Here is a 15,884-nt window from a genome sequence, read left to right on the forward strand (position 1 = left end):
CGTGCTCGGGCTTGGCTGGTGCGTCGCCATCGTGACCAGTGCATCGCATGCTGGATTGTGTGGCGGATCGGTGCGGTGACGCGGTTGAGCAGTTTGCGGATTTCGTTGGACGTTAGCGGTATCAGACCGGGTGCAGATCCCCTTTTTTCGCGGCGTCTCGGGTGATGACGAGGAATGCCGCCGCCGCCATGGAGAGGGTGATGTGCCGATACCATGCTTGGTATCGGCGGACCTGGTAGTGGTCGAGCCCTGTTTCGTTCTTCGCGGTTTGGAAACTTTCTTCGATTGCCCAGCGGCTTCCGGCGACGCGCACCAGTTCGTGGATGTCGGTGTCGGCGGGGCCGAAGCAAATGTAGTAGGCGGTCTCGGTGGGGTCGCTGACTGAGCGGCGGGCCAGCAGCCAGTGGTCGACTCCTGGTCGGCGCAGGGGGCGGATGTCGACGGCGGCCCAATCGTAGATCCGTTGCCCGTGGGCGCCATCGCCGCAGGACAGACGCTGCCAGGTGGCCGGGTCGACGTCCGCGATGACGGCGTGGACGCGTCGTTGCCGCAGATCCATGGAAATCACCATTTGGGACTTGGGTACTGCCAGCACATGCGCGATGTCGTGCTCTTCCAGCCAGAGCCGTAGCCGCCCGACCTGCCCATAGGCTTCATCGGCGGTGAACCATGCAAACGGGATTCTCGCGGCGAGCGCGCGTTCCACCATCAGTTGTGCCAGTTCGGGCTTGGTCGCGAATCCGACGTCGTCCGGAATACCGGCTGCAGCGCACCTTCCCCGATCCGCGATCCACTCTTTCGGCAGGTACAACTCGCGATCGATCAAAGCCCGCCCCCGATCCGAGGCGTACGCCAAGAACACGCCGATCTGCGAATTCTCGATCCGCCCGGCCGTGCCCGAATACTGGCGCGCCACGCCGGCGGATTTCGTGCCCTTCTTCACGAATCCGGTCTCGTCGGCGATCAACACGCCGCGTTCGGCGTCCCCGAGCACGTCGACCACCGCAGTGCGCACATCATCACGCATGCCCTCGGCGTCCCAGGCATAGAAGTTCAGCAGCCGCTGCATGCCCTGCGGACCCGTCTCGCCCGCCATCTCTGCCAGGGTCCAGCCGTTCTTACGCTCGGCTTCCGCCAGCAGTCCCCGCAGGTAGAAAACCATTTGCCGCCGCGGCTCCACCCGCGAAAACCGCTCCGCGAACCGCCCCGCGAACGCAGCGAAACGCGCCGACCAGTCCGTCACCATCTCCAGCACACAAGATCAACTACACGACCGTCGAACCAGAGCCTAACCGACACGCCGGTCGCTTCATAACGAAGTGTCGTTGCAGTACTAGGGCGTGTCTGACAATGCCTTGGCCCAAGTGACCACGGCATGCAGGACGACCGCTGATCGGTAGACGATGACGAGCTTGTCGTAGCGAGTAGCCAGACCCCGCCACTGCTTGAGCAAGTTGAACCGTCGCTCGACGACGTTGCGGCCGCGGTAGTCAACCGAGTCGAAGGCGGGTGGACGCCCGCCGCGGGAACCGGGGCGTGTGCGGTGCCCGGCCTGATCAGCCGGCTCGGGGATCACCGCGGTGATGCCGCGGTCATGCAAGTGGCCGCGGATCGCCCTCGAGGAATAGGCCTAATCGCCGCGGACACGGTCGGGCCGGGTGCGGGCTCGACCACGCCCGGCCCGACGGATCGCCAGATGCCGCATCAGGTGCGGGAACATCGGCGCGTCCCCGGCCTGGCCGGGACCGACCAGCGTCACCAACGATCGGCCGTTACCGTCGACGAGATGGTGCACTTTGGTGTTCCAGCCGCTGCGGGAGCGACCGATCGCATGATCAGGCGGCTCGCTCAGCAGATCCGTGTAGTTCGACCCAGCCCCCTGTGGGGCGGGCGATGTTGGTGGCGTGCTGATGCGCCCGCGCGATCGTGGAATCCACTGACACTGACCAGTCGACCAGTCCGGCCGCGTCTGCTGCGGTGAGCAGGCGTTGCAGCACGGTGTCCCAGGTTCCGTCGCCGGCCATCCTGCGGTGCCAGGTCCAGATCGTCTGCCACGGACCGAAACCCTCGGGCACGTCCCGCCACGCGATCCCGCAGCGATAGCGGTAGATGATCCCTTCGACCATTGACCTTGCATCGGAGAACGGTCTGCCTTGTTTGCCGGTGCGGACCGGGAGCAGGTCCTCGATCAGGGCCCACTGGTCGTCTGAGAGCAACTGAAACCGCGACACACCGGGCAGCATCCCAGCTACCAGCCGAAACCTTTGTCAGACACGCCCTAGTCGTGGTGGCGACGGGGCCGGCCGAGCAGCCGGCGACCGACGTCGACGAGCTCGCGGCGCAGGCTTTCGTCGTCGAGCTGTGCGATGTCCGGCGAGCCGCCCGTCATGGCGAGGCCGGTGAGCGTGACCAGCGCCGCCACCCGTGAGGAGATGTCGGGCTCAGGCCCGGCCAGGATGTCGATGAGGGCGTTCTTGAAGCCCTCCATCCCGCGCGTCGAGTTCTCGATCGCACGGTTGATACCCGGGTCACTGGAGAACAGCGCGACGAGCACGCGGTGGCGCACCACCAGATCCACGAAGCCCTCGAGCAGGTAGTCGACCTGCGTGCCGCGGCGGCGTTGTTTCGCGGCCTCCGACACGATGTGGTCGAGCTCGCGGATGGCGGGCGCCGCGACGGCCTCGGTGATCTCCGCCTTGGTCTTGAAGTGGTAGTACACGGCCGCCTTGGTCACCCCGAGCGCGTCGGCGATCATCTGCAGCGACGTGCCCTCCACACCGTGTTCGGCGAACAGCCGCAGCGCGGTGCCGAGCAGCCGCGTCCGAGTGTCCTCTGCCGGGGCGGCGGTAGTCATCGTTCCTCCTCGTCAAGCCCAGGAAGCGTACGTGACCACTTGTCGATCGGCAAACCGAGATACTTGCCGATCGACAAGCAAACTCCTAGCCGTGCGGCTAGTCACATACTTGCCGATCGACTTGGAAGCTTCCTTGCCGATCGGCTAGCTTCGGAATCACTGGTTCGTGTGACGAAGGCCCCATCCGGGCGAAACGGAGAAACACTCGTGGCGACATTTCTGTACCGGCTCGGCCGATTGTCGTTCCGGCGCGGCGCCCTCGTCTCGGCCGTGTGGGCGGCCGTGCTCGTGGCGCTGGGCGTCGGTGCGCTCACACTGTCCGGCCAGCTCTCGGACTCGGTGACGATTCCCGGGACCGAGTCCCAGCAGGCGATCGACCAGCTCCAGGCGAAGTTTCCGCAGGCGGCGGCCGGTGGCGCGACCGCGCGGGTCGTGATCGCGGCCCCGCAGGGCCACACCGTGACCGACGCCGCCGGCAAGGCCGCGGTCGAGTCGACGGTGGCGAGCCTCAAGACGGCCCCGAAGGTCGCGAGCGTGGCCGACCCGTTCCAGGCGAAGTCGATCTCACCGGACGGCCGCGTGGCGCTCGCCCAGGTGAGTTACCAGGTCAAGGGCTTCGAGCTCACGAACAGCGACCGCCAGGCGCTGCTCGAGAGCGCGAACGGGGCCAAGCAGCGCGGTTTCGAAGTCGAGTTCGGCGGCGACGCGGTGCAGGCGATGCCCGCCACCGGCGCCACCGAGGGCCTCGGCGTGGCCGTGGCGGCCGTCGTGCTGATCATCACGTTCGGGTCACTGCTGGCCGCCGGCATCCCGTTGCTCACCGCGCTGATCGGCGTCGGCATCGGCATGGCGGGCATCATGCTGGCCTCGGGCTCGCTCGAGCTGAACTCCAACACTCCGGTGCTGGCCCTGATGATCGGGCTCGCCGTGGGCATCGACTACGCGTTGTTCATCGTCTCCCGCTACCGGCACGAGCTCAGCATCGGGCGAGAACCCGAGGAGGCCGCGGGCCGGGCCGCGGGCACGGCCGGGTCCGCCGTGGTGTTCGCCGGGCTCACCGTGATCATCGCGCTGGCCGGGCTCACCGTGGTCGGCATCCCGTTCCTCGGCCAGATGGGCATCGCCGCGGCCGCGACCGTCGCGATCGCCGTACTCATCGCGCTCACGCTGCTGCCGGCCATTCTCGGTTTCGCCGGTACCCGGGTGCTGGGCGGCCGCATTCGCTTGCGCCGCAAGACGGACAGGGCTTCGCACGGCGAGCGCTGGGCGCGGTTCGTCGCCCGGCACCGCTGGCCCGTGCTGCTCACCGCGCTCGCCGGCCTCGTCGTGGTGGCGATCCCGGCGCTGAGCATGCAGCTCGGCCTGCCCAACGACAGCACCGCGCCGCCGGATTCCACGCAGCGCAAGGCCTACGACCTCGTGAGCGAGAGCTTCGGCGCCGGCGCCAACGGCCCGCTGCTCGTCGTCGTCGACACCGGTGTGAACCACGACCCCGAGGCGCTGAAGCAGGCCGTCGCGGGCATCGGCACGCTGCCCGACGTCGCCGGGGTCACACCGCCACGCGTGAACGCCGACGGGGACACCGCGCTGCTGACCGTGATCCCGAAGAGCGGGCCGAGCAGCAAACAGACCGAGAACCTGGTGGCGGCGATCCGCGCGCAGTCCGAGCCGCTGCACGAGACCACGGGTGCGAGCCTCGCCGTGACCGGCCAGACGGCCGCGAACAGCGACGTGTCCGAGAAGCTGTCCGACGCGATGATCCCCTACCTCGCGCTGATCGTCGGCCTCGCGTTCATCCTGCTGATGCTGGTGTTCCGCTCGATCGTGGTGCCGCTGAAGGCGACGCTCGGCTTCCTCGGCTCGGTGGTCGCGACGTTCGGCGCCGCGGTCGCGGTGTTCCAGTGGGGCTGGCTGACCGACCTGCTCGGCGTCGCGTCGACCGGGCCGATCATGAGCATGCTGCCGATCCTGCTCATCGGTGTCCTCTTCGGACTCGCGATGGACTACCAGGTGTTCCTGGTGACGCGGATGCGCGAGGAGCACGTGCACGGCGCCGACCCGGCCGAAGCCATGGTCACCGGCTTCCGCCACGGCTCGCGTGTGGTCACGGCCGCGGCCCTGATCATGATCAGCGTGTTCGCGGGCTTCGTGCTGGCGGAGTCGACGCTGATCCAGTCGATCGGGTTCGCGCTCGCGTTCGGTGTGCTGGTGGACGCGTTCGTGATCCGGATGACGATCGTGCCGGCCGTGATGTCGCTGCTCGGGCGCCACGCCTGGTGGCTGCCGCGCGGCCTGCACAGGGTGCTGCCGAACGTCGACGTGGAAGGTGAGGGCCTGGCCACGGCGCTCGAAGCGCCCGGCAGCCGCAGTGACGACGAGCGCGAGCCCGCTCGAGTGTGAGGCCGTGCCGTCCGCCTGGCGGGTCGCTCAGCCGACCAGCCAGGCGACGGCACCGCCGATCGCCAGCAGTGCCGCGACACCCAGCGCCACGGCGATGAACTTCGCCGTCTTCCACGTGGAGTAGACGCCACCGGCCAGGAAGCCCGCGAGGGCCAGCAGCAGGATGGCGACAACCTCTTTGCTCACGTGGCTCAGCGTGCCACACCGCCGTCGCCCGGCCGGGACTGGGCAGCGGCGCTCTCAGTGCCGGTGCGCGGGCACGCCGAGTACGTGACGCACGTCTCCCTCGCTGTTACAGACCTGGGCCGACCGTCGCGTCCGGCGCCTCGACGTGGCAAGCTCTCCGGGTGAGCGGAACGCCCGATTCGGAGATCGTCCTGACCCCTCTCGACGAGGAGGCGTTGGTCCGGCTGCTCGACGTCGCGGTCGAGGGCGCCGACCCACTTGAGGTGCTGCCGCCGATGGACGGCCCACCGGGCTGGACCCCTGAGCGGCGCGAGGCGTTCCTGGTGTTCCACCGACGGGTTTCGCTCGACCCGGAGACGGCGACCACCACCGCTTGGACCATCCAGGTCGGCAGCACCATCGTCGGCGGCGCGCGGCTGCACCCCGTCCACCGTGGCAAATCGGTCGAGATCGAGGCCCAGGTCTGGGTTGCCCGCTGGGCCCGGGGCCGCGGGATCGGCAAGTGGGTCACCGAGACCCTGATCGACGCGGCCCGCGAAGGCGGCGGCGGCCGGTACGTCGCTTCGACCACCACGGACAACAAGGCGGCACAACGCCTGATGAAATCCGTCGGCGCGAATGTCGACCTGCACGATGGCGGAGTCGACTCGCACCTCGAGATCTAGTCAGGCGGTGTCCCGACCTCGGCGAGCTTTCCTACAGAACGCCCTTGGTGGAGGGGATCCCGCCCGCGCGCGGGTCGGGTTCCGTAGCCGCGCGCAGAGCCCGCGCGACGGCCTTGTACTCCGCCTCCGCGATGTGGTGCGGGTCGCGGCCGTGGATCACGCGCACGTGCAGCGCGATCTGCGCGTGGAACGACAGCGAGTCGAACACGTGGCGCGTGAGCACGAACGGGTAGTTGTTGCCGATCGTGAAGGTGTTGAACTGCTCCGGCTCGCCCACGTGCACGCAGTACGGCCGGCCCGAGACGTCGATCGCCGCGTGGGCCAGGGTTTCGTCCATGGGGATCCACGCGTCGCCGAAGCGGCGGATGCCGCTCTTGTCGCCCAGGGCCTGGCGCAGCGCCTGCCCCAGGACGATGGCGGTGTCCTCGACGGTGTGGTGCGCGTCGATGTGGAGGTCGCCGGTGGCCTCGACCTTGAGGTTCAACGAACCGTGCACGCCGAACGCCGTGAGCATGTGGTCGTAGAACGGCACGCCGGTGGAGATCTCGACCTGGCCGGTGCCGTCGAGGTCCAGCTGGACCAGGATCGACGACTCCTTGGTCGTGCGTTCCACCTTGCCGATGCGGGTCATCGCGGTACTTCCTTACTCGCCTCGAGGAACGCGTCGTTCTCTTCCGGGGTGCCGATGGTCACGCGCAGGTGGCCTTCGATGCCGACGTCGCGGATCAGCACGCCGTGGTCCAGGTAGGACTGCCAGCTCGCCTTCGCATCGGCGAACGGTCCGAAGAGGACGAAGTTCGCGTCGCTCGGCACCGGCGTGAACCCGAGGCCCAGCAAGGCTTCCACCACGCGGTCGCGTTCGGCGGAGAGCTTGTGGACGGTGGCGAGCGTGGCGTCGGCGTGGCGCAGGGCGGCGCGCGCGGACGCCTGCGTGAGCTTGGACAGGTGGTAGGGCAGGCGCACGAGCTGCAGGGCGTCGACGATGGCCGGCGCGGCCGCGAGGTAACCCAGCCGTCCGCCGGCGAAGGCGAACGCCTTGCTCATCGTGCGCGAGACGATCAGCTTCGCCGGGTACTCGGCGATCAGCTGGACCGCGCTGGGCTGCGAGGAGAACTCGGCGTAGGCCTCGTCCACGACGACGATGCCCGGCGCGGCTTCGAGGACCCCGCGCAGCTGCTCCAGCGGGATCGACCCGCCCGTGGGGTTGTTCGGGCTCGTCACGAACACGATGTCCGGCTGCCGCTCGGCCACCAGCTCGGCGGCGCGCGCGGTGTCGAGCGTGAAGTCGGGCCGGCGCGGCACCGGCACCCACTCCGTGCGTGTGCCGGAAGAGATGATCGGGTGCATCGAGTACGACGGTTCGAAGCCGAGCGCGCTGCGGCCCGGCCCGCCGAAGGCCTGCAGGATCTGCTGCAGGATCTCGTTGGACCCATTGGCGGCCCACACGTTCGCCTCCGACAGCACCACGCGCGTCGACACCGTGAGGTAGTCGGCGAGCTCGGTGCGCAGCGCGACGGCGTCGCGGTCCGGATAGCGGTGCAGCGAAGCGGCTTCGGCGCGCACGGCCTCGGCCACGTCGGCCACCAGCTCGGGTGGCGGCGGATACGGGTTCTCGTTGGTGTTGAGCCGCACGGGCACGTCGAGCTGCGGCGCGCCGTACGGGCTCTTGCCGCGCAGGTCCTCGCGCAGCGGCAGGGCGTCGAGGGTCACTTCGGCGCCGGGCACGGCCGGGGTCTCCTCGGTCATCGGCCCTCCCCCGCGAACCGCGCGGTCACGGCCTCGCCGTGGGCGGGCAGGTCCTCGGCGTCGGCCAGCGCGACGACGCGGCCGGCGACCTCGCGCAGCGCGTCCTCGCTGTAGTCGACCACGTGGATGCCCTTGAGGAAGCTCTGCACCGACAGGCCCGAGGAGTGGCGCGCGAAGCCGCCGGTGGGCAGCACGTGGTTGGAGCCGGCGCAGTAGTCGCCCAGCGACACCGGAGCGTAGGCTCCGACGAACACCGCGCCCGCGTTGCGCACGCGGCCGGCGACCTCCCGGGCGTGGGCGGTCTGGATCTCGAGGTGCTCGGCGGCGTAGGCGTCGACCACGCGCAGGCCGTCGTCCACAGTGGACACCAGGATGATCCCCGACTGCTTGCCGCCCAGCGCCTGCCCGACCCGTTCGCTGTGCTTGGTGGCCGCGACGCGCTCGGCGAGCTGCTTGTCCACGGCGTCGGCCAGTTCCTCCGACGTGGTGACCAGCACACTGGCCGCGAGCGGGTCGTGTTCGGCCTGGCTGATCAGGTCGGCCGCCACGTGGACCGGGTCGGCCGTCTCGTCGGCGAGGATCGCGATCTCGGTGGGCCCGGCTTCGGAGTCGATGCCGATCACGCCGCGCACCATGCGCTTGGCGGCGGTGAGGTAGATGTTGCCCGGACCGGTGACGATGTCCACGGGCGCGAGCTCGGCGCCGTCGGTGTCCGTGCCGCCGTACGCGAGCAGCGCCACGGCCTGCGCGCCGCCGACTGCCCACACCTCGTCGACGCCCAGCAGCGCGGCGGCCGCGAGGATCGTCGGGTGCGGCAGGCCGCCGAAGGCCGCCTGCGGGGGCGAACAGACCACCAGCGAGCGCACCCCCGCGAGCTGCGCGGGGACGACGTTCATGACCACGGTGGACGGGTACACGGCCAGCCCGCCCGGCGCGTACAGCCCCACGCGCTCCACCGGCACCCAGCGCTCGGTGACGGTGCCACCGGGGACCACCTGCGTGGTCACGTCCTGGCGGCGCTGGTCGGCGTGCACCTTGCGGGCGCGCGTGATCGACTCCTCGAGCGCGGCGCGCACCTGCGGGTCCAGCGCTTCGAGGGCCTTGGTGAGCTCGCCCCCGGGCACGCGCACCGAGGCGGGCCGGACCTTGTCGAACCGCTCGGTGTACTCGAGGACGGCCTCCACACCGCGGTCGCGGACCGCCTCCACCACCGGCCGAACGTGATGCAGCGCCGCGTCCACGTCGTATTCGGCGCGCGGCAGGGCGGCGCGCAGTTCGGCGGCGGTCGGGACCTGCCCACGCAGGTCGGTGCGGTTCAGCATGGTGACCAGGGTACGAGGTGGCTCTCGGCGTCCGGGCAGGGATACTCGGTGGTGACCTGCCGTCCCACGATGAGGGAGAACGCCGTGCCGCGGATCGCGTTGTGCCAGCTGAACTCGGGCGACGATCCGGAGGACAACCTGAAACTGGTTCGCTCCGGCGTCGAGGCCGCCGCGGCGGACGGCGCCCGGATCGTCGTGTTCCCCGAGGCGACGATGGCGCGCTTCGGCCGGCCCCTGGCGCCGGTCGCGCAGCCGCTGGACGGGCCGTGGGCCTCGGCGGTGTCGGCGATCGCTTCGGATCATGACGTGTTGATCGTGGCGGGGATGTTCACGCCGGCCGACGACGGGCGGGTCCGCAACACGCTGCTGATCACCGGGCTCGGGCAGCGGCTGGGGTACGACAAGATCCATCTGTACGACGCGTTCGGGTTCGCGGAGTCGGACACGGTGGCGCCGGGGGAGGTGCCGGTGACCTTTGAGGTCGAGGGCACGGTGTTCGGGGTCGCGACGTGTTACGACATGCGGTTTCCGGAGCTGTTCCGGCGGCTGGCGGATGACGGTGCGGACATCGTGCTGGTTCCGACGTCGTGGGGTGCGGGTGAGGGGAAGCTGGATCAGTGGCGGGTGCTGGTGCGGGCGCGGGCGTTGGATTCCGGGTGTTGGGTTGTGGGGTGTGGGCAGGCTGATCCTGCTGTGTCCGGGATCGAGGTGAACCCGAAGGCGCCGACGGGGATTGGGCATTCCGTGGTGGCGGACGGGTTTGGGCGGGTGCTGGTGGAGTTGGGGGATGGACCGGAGATGGTGGTGGTGGAGCTGGATCCGGGGGTGGCGGGGAAGGCTCGGGGGGCTACTGGGGCGTTGGCTAATCGGAGGTTGTGAGGTCTGTTTTGGGGGCTGGGGGCTCGGTCCTCGCGGGGCGTGTTGCGGTGGGGTTGTCGGGTGATGCGGTCCTCGCGGGGGCGTGTTGCGGCAGGCGTGCACCCCGAAGCTGGATTGTGTCGACGGCCGGTGAACCGCTGTCAAGGCGGGAAAGCGTGCCTTGACACGGCTCGCCGCCTGCAAAAAGGCTTCGGATCGGGGTGCCGGGGCGGGACTGGGTGCAGGTTCCGCAGGTGGGTAGGCGGCGGTTGCGCAGGCCTACGCGGCCTGGATGCGTCGTAAGTTGAGCAGGTGGGCGGCGCTTGGATGGGGCCAAAGCGCCCCAATGTGGCGTTCGGTGCGCTGGGCGCACCCAATGTGGCGTTCGGTGCGTTGAACGCAACCAACGCCGCATTGGGGTGGGGTGGGCGGGGCCGGGAGGCGGGGCGGGGGCGGCTAGCGGAGTAGGCCTTCGCGGATGGCTACGCGGACGAAGCCGGCGCGGCGGCGTTCGCCCGTTTTGTCGCGGATGCGGTCCAGGTAGGAGCGGACGGTGCGGACGCTGATGTTGAGGATCTCGGCTACGTCGACGTCGCGTTCGCCGGCGGCGACGAGGCGGAGCACCTGCTTTTCGCGTTCCGACAGGACGATCTTGGGGCCCGCGTGGCGGTCTTCGCTGTCCTGGATGATCATGCCGGCCAGGGTGGGTGAGACGTAGGCGTTGTCCTGGGCGATGGTGCGGATGGCGCGCAGGAGTTCGTCGCCGTCGACGTCCTTGGAGAGGAAGCCCTTGGCGCCGGCTTGCATGGCGCCGAGGACTTCGGGTTGTTCGGCGTGGGCGGAGACGACGAGGACCTTGTGGCCCATGTGGCCGACCTCGAGGACGGCGGCCGCGTCCTGGACGCCGCGGAGTTTGAGGTCGAGGACGACCACGCTGCCGGCGGGCTGCTCTTGCACGGCGAAGCGGGCAACGGAGTCGGCGACGGCGCCGAGCTCGATGTCCGGGGCCTCCGTGAGCACGCGGGCGACGGCGTCGCGGTAGAGCGGGTGGTCTTCGATCACGCCGACGCGAATCAGATCGGCGGCACCCTCCGAGGCTCCCCCAGCGTCGGTCATGTCACGAAGTCCTTCCCGCGCCGCCCACCAGGCCTCGCCGGATGGCTTCCTTCACCAGGCCCGGCCGGCGGCGTTCGCCCGTTTTGTCGCGGATGCGGTCGAGGTAGCCGCGCACGGTGCGGACGCCGATGTCGAGGATGGCGGCGATGTCGATGTCCCGCTCGCCCGCCGCGACCAAGCGCAGGACCTGCTCCTCGCGGGGCGAGAGCTCCATCTCGGGCCGCGCCACCGGCCGTTCGGTGTTGTCCTTGATGATCATCCCGGCGACCACGGCCGACACGTACGAACCACCCTCGGCGACCGCTCGAATCGCCGTGAGCAGCTCGTCGACATCCACGTCCTTGGACAGGAACCCCTTGGCCCCGGCGGAAATCGCGGCGAGCACCTGCTCCGACTCGGCCTGCGCCGAGACCACGAGCACGTGGTGCCCGAGCTCGCACACCTCCAGCACGGCGGCGGCGCCCGCGACCCCCGGCAGCCCGAGGTCGAGCAGCACGACCGAGCCCGGCGGCTGGCGTTCCACGTGGAAGCGCGCGACGGAGTCGACGACCGCCCCCAGCTCGATGTCCGGCGACTCGGCGAGCACGCGCTCCAGCGACCGCCGGTAGAGCGGGTGGTCTTCGATCACCGCCACCCGGATCCGGGTGGACTGCGTGTCTTCGGCGCGTGGCCGTTCCTCTGTCATGTGCACCGACTCGCTCACCCCGTTCCACCCGACGGCACCGGCTGCCCGGCCGTGGCCGGATCCAGCGCGGGTCCCGTCGGCACCAGTGCCAGGAGACCGCTCGCGAGCGCTTGCCTGGCCACGGAACCGTAACCGAGCGAGGCGAGCGCCGGGGCGGTCGTGACCGGATATTTTCGCCCCAGGTCCGTGACCAGGTAGGTCGTGCCGGAACCGGTGTCGGAAGCCACGGCGCCACCTGAGGGCGGCACGAACACCTCGTCGGCCACGCGGGCGTCGCGCCGCGTCGTGACGGGCAGCGCGCGCCCGCCTGGCGGCACCGGGACGTCGGCGGAGACGAAGATCCGCCCGCCCTGCGCGCACAGCGTCACCGACGAGCCGGTGATCGCCGCCTTGCCGGGGATCCGGTCCGGGTAGGCGGCCGGGTCCGCGCCGCCGGCCCGCGAAGCCGCGACCTTCGGCACCGCAGCGACGTCGGCCGCGCGCACGCGCACCGGCGACGGGTTGCCCTCGTACGCGGACTCGTTGCCGGGCGTGGTGACGAGCAGGCTCGCCTCCGTCTGGCCGACGGGCTCGAGGCCGTCGGAGTGCACGAGGTAGTACGACGTGGCGTCGCCGGCGCCGGCCATCGCGTCGACCACGCCGAGGACCTCGCCCACGCGGGTGTTCACGCCGCCGACGCGCGGACCGGGGCCGCCGGCGCCGGGCACGGCGATCTCGCCGAGGTCGCGTCCGGCGGGCACGGTGTCGATCCACCGCGACGACACGGCGATGGTCGGGTAGCTGTCGAACTGCAACGCGGCCGCGGCCTCGTCGCTGAGCTGGTAGCGGCGCCCGTCCGCGACGAGATAGCGCTGGCCCGCCGGCAGCCGGACGATCACGCCCGAGCCGCGTGGCAGGTCCGTCCCCGCGGCCGGTGCGCCGAGCACCACCGCCACGAGGGGCTCGGCCGACGCGGGCGCGTCCTGCGTCGTGCGGCTGCAGCTGGTCCACGGGGCCGAGACCAACGCGGTCGTGGCGGGCAGCGAGTCGGGGGCGCCGGAGATGCCGATCTCCGTGCCGCGCGGGGCGGTGCCGAGGTCGGTGGAGGACACGGACACGGTCGCGTCGCCGTTGCCGCCCGCGAGCAGGCGGGCCGAGGCGTAGTTGAGCACCGGGTGCACCGCGCCGTCGGCGCCGAGCACGAACCGCGCGCCCGTGCCCTCCTCGACGATCACGTGCCCGCCGGCCAGCCAGTCTTTGCCGCCCGAGGGGTTGAGCAGGCCGATCACACCGAACACGGCCGTCACGAGCAGCGCGGCGGCCAGGCCCAGCACCGTGCCGAGAACAAGCCGGCGGCTGGGCGAGACGGGGTGGTTGGCGTCGGCGGCCACGAGCGCGGAGACGAGCCTGCGCCGGAGGAACTGGTAGGCCTGGATCTGGTCCCGCTGCGTCCACACGGTGCCCCGGCCCCCTGCCCTTCGCGCCTCTTCCGGGCGCGAGCGTAGGAGCGCCCGGACGCGGACGACGAGGGTAATTTTTACGCCCACGCCCCGGTGTGTGGGGCGCTAGCGTCGCCGGTACCGCCCGGGGAAGGGGACGCCTGTGTCCGTGTCAGCACCGCCGGCGCCGCCCGCGCAGGCACCGTCCGGACCGACGGCCGTGACCGTGCCGGCTTCGCGGACCGGCACCGCCGCGTTGCCGTGGCTGCTGCCGGTCCGGCCGCTGCAGGCCGCGCTGTGGGAGCTCGCGGGGATCGCGGTGCTGCTGGTGTTCCTGGTCGACGGGGTCGCGCCGCCCGTGCGGATCGCCGTGGCCGCGGTCGCGGGGGTGCTGGTCCTGACCACGTCGGTGCGCGTCGGGGGCCGCCACTTCGCCGCGTGGGCCGGCGCGTGGCTCGGCTACCGGCTGCGGCGCCACGACAGCCGCCGCGACAGTCCCGATCCGCTGCACCGCGTCGCCGGGCCCGTGCGGGTGCGCCAGCACGTGGACCGCGCCGGCAACCGCTTCGGCGTCGCCGAGGTGGACGGCGACTGGAGCGCCATCGTCCGCCTCACGCCCGGTGCGAGCGAGCCCCCGGCCGAGGCGCTGCTCACCATCCTGCGCAAGTCCTTCCACGGCACCGACATCCCGCTCGCCGCCGTGCAGCTGCTCATTTGGGCCGTGCCCCGCGGCGCGCAGGTCTACCGCGCGCGCTGGCTCGCCGTCCGCTACCGCCCCGAAGACGCCCCCATCGCCGCCCTCGCCCGCGGCGGCGGCGAACTCGGCGCACTGCGCAGCACGGCGAGCGCGGCGCTGAGCCTCATGGTCGCGCTGGCCGAGGCGGGCTATCCGTCCACTGTGCTCGAAGCCGGCGAGCTGACCGCGGAACTGCGCGTGGCCCTCGGCGTCCCCGCCTCCCCCGTACCCCTGGAAACCGACGGCGACGGCTGGCGCGCCTGGTCCTGGTCCGGCGCCACCCAGTCCTGCTACCGCCCCCGCTCGACCCGCGGCCTGGCCCACATCCTCGGCCTCTCCGTGCCGGACGCCGCGTTCACCGCCACATCCGCCACCCTGCGCCGCACCCCGGGCGGCCGCGAACGCATCGACGTGACCTTGCGCGTTGGGGCCCGCTCGGGTGCGGTAACGCCGGTGGTGCAAGGGGTTTCGGCCGTTCCGCTGCACGGGGGTCACGAGGCGGCGGTACGGCGGACGTTGCCGCTCGCGCTGACCTGATCGTGGGCCATCCCGAAGCCGGTCACCGCCGCGGCGGCCAGCAGTGCCACCGCGACCCAGCACGCGGTGGGCGCGCCCTCGGCGAAGAACACGCTGCCGAGCGACGCAACGCCGAGCGTGGCGCCCAGTTGCTGCACCGCGTTGAGCAGGCCCGCGGCCGACCCTGTTTCCTCGGGCCGCACGCGGTGGAGCGCCACGGTGAAGAACGGCACGGTGAACAGCCCGATCCCCAACCCGCCCACGGCGAGGGGCACCAGCGGTGACCGACCCGCCGCGAACGCCGCGGCCAGACCGGTCACGCCGGCCGCCAGGAGGGCGAGGCCGGCGAACAGCAACCGGCCACCGAAGCGGGGCACGAGGTAGGTGCCCGCGACCCACGAGGACACCGCGAGACCGGCCGACCACGGCAGCAGCGTCAGACCGGCCCTGCGGGCGCCGGCGTGTTCGGGGACCTGGAGGTGGAGCACGACGACCTGCATCAGGCCGTTCATCACCGCGAAGAACGGCACCGACGTGAGCAGCGCGGCGGAGAAACCCGCGTCGCGGAAGAGGCCGGCTTCGATCAGCGGGCTGCGGTCGCGACGCCAACGCTGGTGGAAGCCGAACACCACGAGCAACACCAAGCCACCCGCGAAGATCCCGACGTGCCAGCCGGCCACGAGCGGGTAGACCACCAGGCCCGCACCCACCGCGACGAGCGCGGTGCCCACGAGGTCCAGGCGCGGCCGCGCCGAAGCCCGGTCTTCGAGAAGCAGCCCCGCGGCGAAGAACACCGCGAGCCCCAGCGGCACCGTCACGAGGAACACCGCGCGCCACGACCAGGCCTGCGTGAGGACGCCGCCGAGAACCGGGCCGCACACGGCGGCGAGGCCCATCACGGGACCGATCGCGCCGAGCACCTTGGCACGGTCCGGGGCGTCGAACATCGCGCGGATGAGGCCGATCGTCTGCGGGATCACCAGCGCGGCCGCGGCGCCCTGGATCGCGCGGAACACCAGCAGCAGCACCGGCGAAGGCACGAGCGCACAGGCCGCCGGCGCGAGCGTGAACACGGCCACGCCGATCCGGAACACCCGGCGCCGGCCCGCGATGTCGCCGAGGCGGCCGCCGGTCACGAGCAGCAGTGCGAACGGCAGCGTGTACGCCGCGCTGTACCAGGAGATCGTGGTCGCCGGGCCGCCCAGCTCGGCGTGGATCGCGGGTGCGGCGACCTGGACGATCGTGGCGTCGAGCAGGTTCATCGCCTCGGCGACGAGCAGGACGGCGAGCGCGGCCCAGCGGTGGTGGTTCGGCATGTCACCGAGCTTGCGAAAGGCCGGGACGACGTTCCAGCCACAAGCCGATTTGTGGACAAAGATTCC

The 15,884-nt window shown here is 71.1% G+C and carries 16 protein-coding genes; 4 read left to right on the forward strand and 12 right to left on the reverse strand.

Annotation, left to right across the window (positions count from 1 at the left end):
- Nucleotides 1-121 precede the first annotated feature (121 nt).
- The 4 genes from QRX50_RS45670 to QRX50_RS45685 all read right to left on the reverse strand — a co-directional run bounded on the left by QRX50_RS45670 (nucleotide 122) and on the right by QRX50_RS45685 (nucleotide 2,854).
- Nucleotides 122-1,246: an IS701 family transposase gene (locus QRX50_RS45670; protein ID WP_434533376.1), complete on the reverse strand. Its 1,125-nt coding sequence runs from the start codon at nucleotides 1,244-1,246 to the stop codon at nucleotides 122-124.
- A gap of 87 nt (nucleotides 1,247-1,333) precedes the next feature.
- Nucleotides 1,334-1,600: a transposase gene (locus QRX50_RS45675; protein ID WP_285969277.1), complete on the reverse strand. Its 267-nt coding sequence runs from the start codon at nucleotides 1,598-1,600 to the stop codon at nucleotides 1,334-1,336.
- Between the two features lie 235 nt (nucleotides 1,601-1,835).
- Nucleotides 1,836-2,231, reverse strand: a complete 396-nt coding sequence (locus tag QRX50_RS45680) for a transposase (RefSeq protein ID WP_285969278.1) — start codon at nucleotides 2,229-2,231, stop codon at nucleotides 1,836-1,838.
- A gap of 47 nt (nucleotides 2,232-2,278) precedes the next feature.
- Entirely contained in the window at nucleotides 2,279-2,854 is a 576-nt protein-coding gene (locus tag QRX50_RS45685; protein ID WP_285969279.1) for a TetR/AcrR family transcriptional regulator, read from the reverse strand.
- A gap of 207 nt (nucleotides 2,855-3,061) precedes the next feature.
- Between QRX50_RS45685 and QRX50_RS45690 the strand changes: the two genes are divergently transcribed.
- Nucleotides 3,062-5,254, forward strand: coding sequence for an MMPL family transporter (locus QRX50_RS45690; RefSeq protein WP_285969280.1), 2,193 nt, complete (start codon nucleotides 3,062-3,064; stop codon nucleotides 5,252-5,254).
- Between the two features lie 27 nt (nucleotides 5,255-5,281).
- Here the strand turns inward: QRX50_RS45690 and QRX50_RS45695 are convergent, their stop codons facing one another.
- Nucleotides 5,282-5,440 carry a hypothetical protein gene (locus QRX50_RS45695; RefSeq protein WP_285969281.1) on the reverse strand — a complete coding sequence of 53 codons (159 nt, stop codon included), beginning with the start codon at nucleotides 5,438-5,440 and terminating at the stop codon, nucleotides 5,282-5,284.
- Between the two features lie 161 nt (nucleotides 5,441-5,601).
- Between QRX50_RS45695 and QRX50_RS45700 the strand changes: the two genes are divergently transcribed.
- A complete protein-coding gene (locus QRX50_RS45700) occupies nucleotides 5,602-6,105 on the forward strand; it encodes a GNAT family N-acetyltransferase (RefSeq protein ID WP_285969282.1) in 504 nt (167 codons plus the stop codon).
- Nucleotides 6,106-6,136: 31 nt separating this feature from the next.
- Here QRX50_RS45700 and hisB read toward each other — a convergent pair whose 3' ends face one another.
- The 3 genes from hisB to hisD are packed head-to-tail and all read right to left on the reverse strand — an operon-like array spanning nucleotide 6,137 to nucleotide 9,173.
- Nucleotides 6,137-6,736, reverse strand: coding sequence for an imidazoleglycerol-phosphate dehydratase HisB (hisB, locus tag QRX50_RS45705; protein ID WP_285969283.1), 600 nt, complete (start codon nucleotides 6,734-6,736; stop codon nucleotides 6,137-6,139).
- Nucleotides 6,733-7,851, reverse strand: coding sequence for a histidinol-phosphate transaminase (locus QRX50_RS45710; RefSeq protein WP_285969284.1), 1,119 nt, complete (start codon nucleotides 7,849-7,851; stop codon nucleotides 6,733-6,735). The genes hisB and QRX50_RS45710 overlap by 4 nt, the downstream gene beginning before the upstream one ends.
- Nucleotides 7,848-9,173 (reverse strand): histidinol dehydrogenase, encoded by a 1,326-nt coding sequence (hisD, locus tag QRX50_RS45715; protein WP_285969285.1) that lies wholly within the window; start codon nucleotides 9,171-9,173, stop codon nucleotides 7,848-7,850. Before hisD ends, QRX50_RS45710 begins: the two co-directional genes overlap by 4 nt.
- 84 nt (nucleotides 9,174-9,257) lie before the next feature.
- Between hisD and QRX50_RS45720 the strand changes: the two genes are divergently transcribed.
- Nucleotides 9,258-10,052 (forward strand): carbon-nitrogen hydrolase family protein, encoded by a 795-nt coding sequence (locus QRX50_RS45720; RefSeq protein ID WP_285974735.1) that lies wholly within the window; start codon nucleotides 9,258-9,260, stop codon nucleotides 10,050-10,052.
- A gap of 435 nt (nucleotides 10,053-10,487) precedes the next feature.
- Here the strand turns inward: QRX50_RS45720 and QRX50_RS45725 are convergent, their stop codons facing one another.
- Genes QRX50_RS45725 through eccB form a run of 3 tightly spaced genes read right to left on the reverse strand, consistent with a single transcriptional unit; the run spans nucleotide 10,488 to nucleotide 13,268 of the window.
- Complete coding sequence (locus tag QRX50_RS45725) at nucleotides 10,488-11,147, reverse strand: response regulator (protein WP_285969286.1); 660 nt, start codon at nucleotides 11,145-11,147, stop codon at nucleotides 10,488-10,490.
- A gap of 1 nt (nucleotide 11,148) precedes the next feature.
- Nucleotides 11,149-11,832, reverse strand: coding sequence for a response regulator transcription factor (locus tag QRX50_RS45730; protein ID WP_285969287.1), 684 nt, complete (start codon nucleotides 11,830-11,832; stop codon nucleotides 11,149-11,151).
- A gap of 14 nt (nucleotides 11,833-11,846) precedes the next feature.
- Complete coding sequence (gene eccB, locus QRX50_RS45735) at nucleotides 11,847-13,268, reverse strand: type VII secretion protein EccB (RefSeq protein WP_285969288.1); 1,422 nt, start codon at nucleotides 13,266-13,268, stop codon at nucleotides 11,847-11,849.
- A 145-nt stretch (nucleotides 13,269-13,413) separates the two neighbouring features.
- On the opposite strand from eccB, the gene QRX50_RS45740 reads away from it, so the two are divergent.
- Nucleotides 13,414-14,523: a type VII secretion protein EccE gene (locus QRX50_RS45740; RefSeq protein ID WP_285969289.1), complete on the forward strand. Its 1,110-nt coding sequence runs from the start codon at nucleotides 13,414-13,416 to the stop codon at nucleotides 14,521-14,523.
- Here the strand turns inward: QRX50_RS45740 and QRX50_RS45745 are convergent.
- Complete coding sequence (locus QRX50_RS45745; RefSeq protein ID WP_285969290.1) at nucleotides 14,478-15,818, reverse strand: MFS transporter; 1,341 nt, start codon at nucleotides 15,816-15,818, stop codon at nucleotides 14,478-14,480. The two genes, QRX50_RS45740 and QRX50_RS45745, sit on opposite strands and share 46 nt — an antisense overlap.
- Nucleotides 15,819-15,884: the final 66 nt, after the last annotated feature.

The organism is Amycolatopsis sp. 2-15 (assembly GCF_030285625.1).
Taxonomy (GTDB): domain Bacteria; phylum Actinomycetota; class Actinomycetes; order Mycobacteriales; family Pseudonocardiaceae; genus Amycolatopsis; species Amycolatopsis carbonis.

Bases quoted from the DNA above. Each gene is read 5' to 3' on its own strand.
- QRX50_RS45730 (WP_285969287.1), bottom strand. From the start codon at position 11,832: ATGACAGAGGAACGGCCACGCGCCGAAGACACGCAGTCCACCCGGATC.
- QRX50_RS45710 (WP_285969284.1), bottom strand. From the start codon at position 7,851: ATGACCGAGGAGACCCCGGCCGTGCCCGGCGCCGAAGTGACCCTCGAC.
- hisD (WP_285969285.1), bottom strand. From the start codon at position 9,173: ATGCTGAACCGCACCGACCTGCGTGGGCAGGTCCCGACCGCCGCCGAA.
- hisB (WP_285969283.1), bottom strand. From the start codon at position 6,736: ATGACCCGCATCGGCAAGGTGGAACGCACGACCAAGGAGTCGTCGATC.
- QRX50_RS45725 (WP_285969286.1), bottom strand. From the start codon at position 11,147: ATGACCGACGCTGGGGGAGCCTCGGAGGGTGCCGCCGATCTGATTCGC.
- QRX50_RS45685 (WP_285969279.1), bottom strand. From the start codon at position 2,854: ATGACTACCGCCGCCCCGGCAGAGGACACTCGGACGCGGCTGCTCGGC.
- QRX50_RS45745 (WP_285969290.1), bottom strand. From the start codon at position 15,818: ATGCCGAACCACCACCGCTGGGCCGCGCTCGCCGTCCTGCTCGTCGCC.
- QRX50_RS45670 (WP_434533376.1), bottom strand. From the start codon at position 1,246: ATGGTGACGGACTGGTCGGCGCGTTTCGCTGCGTTCGCGGGGCGGTTC.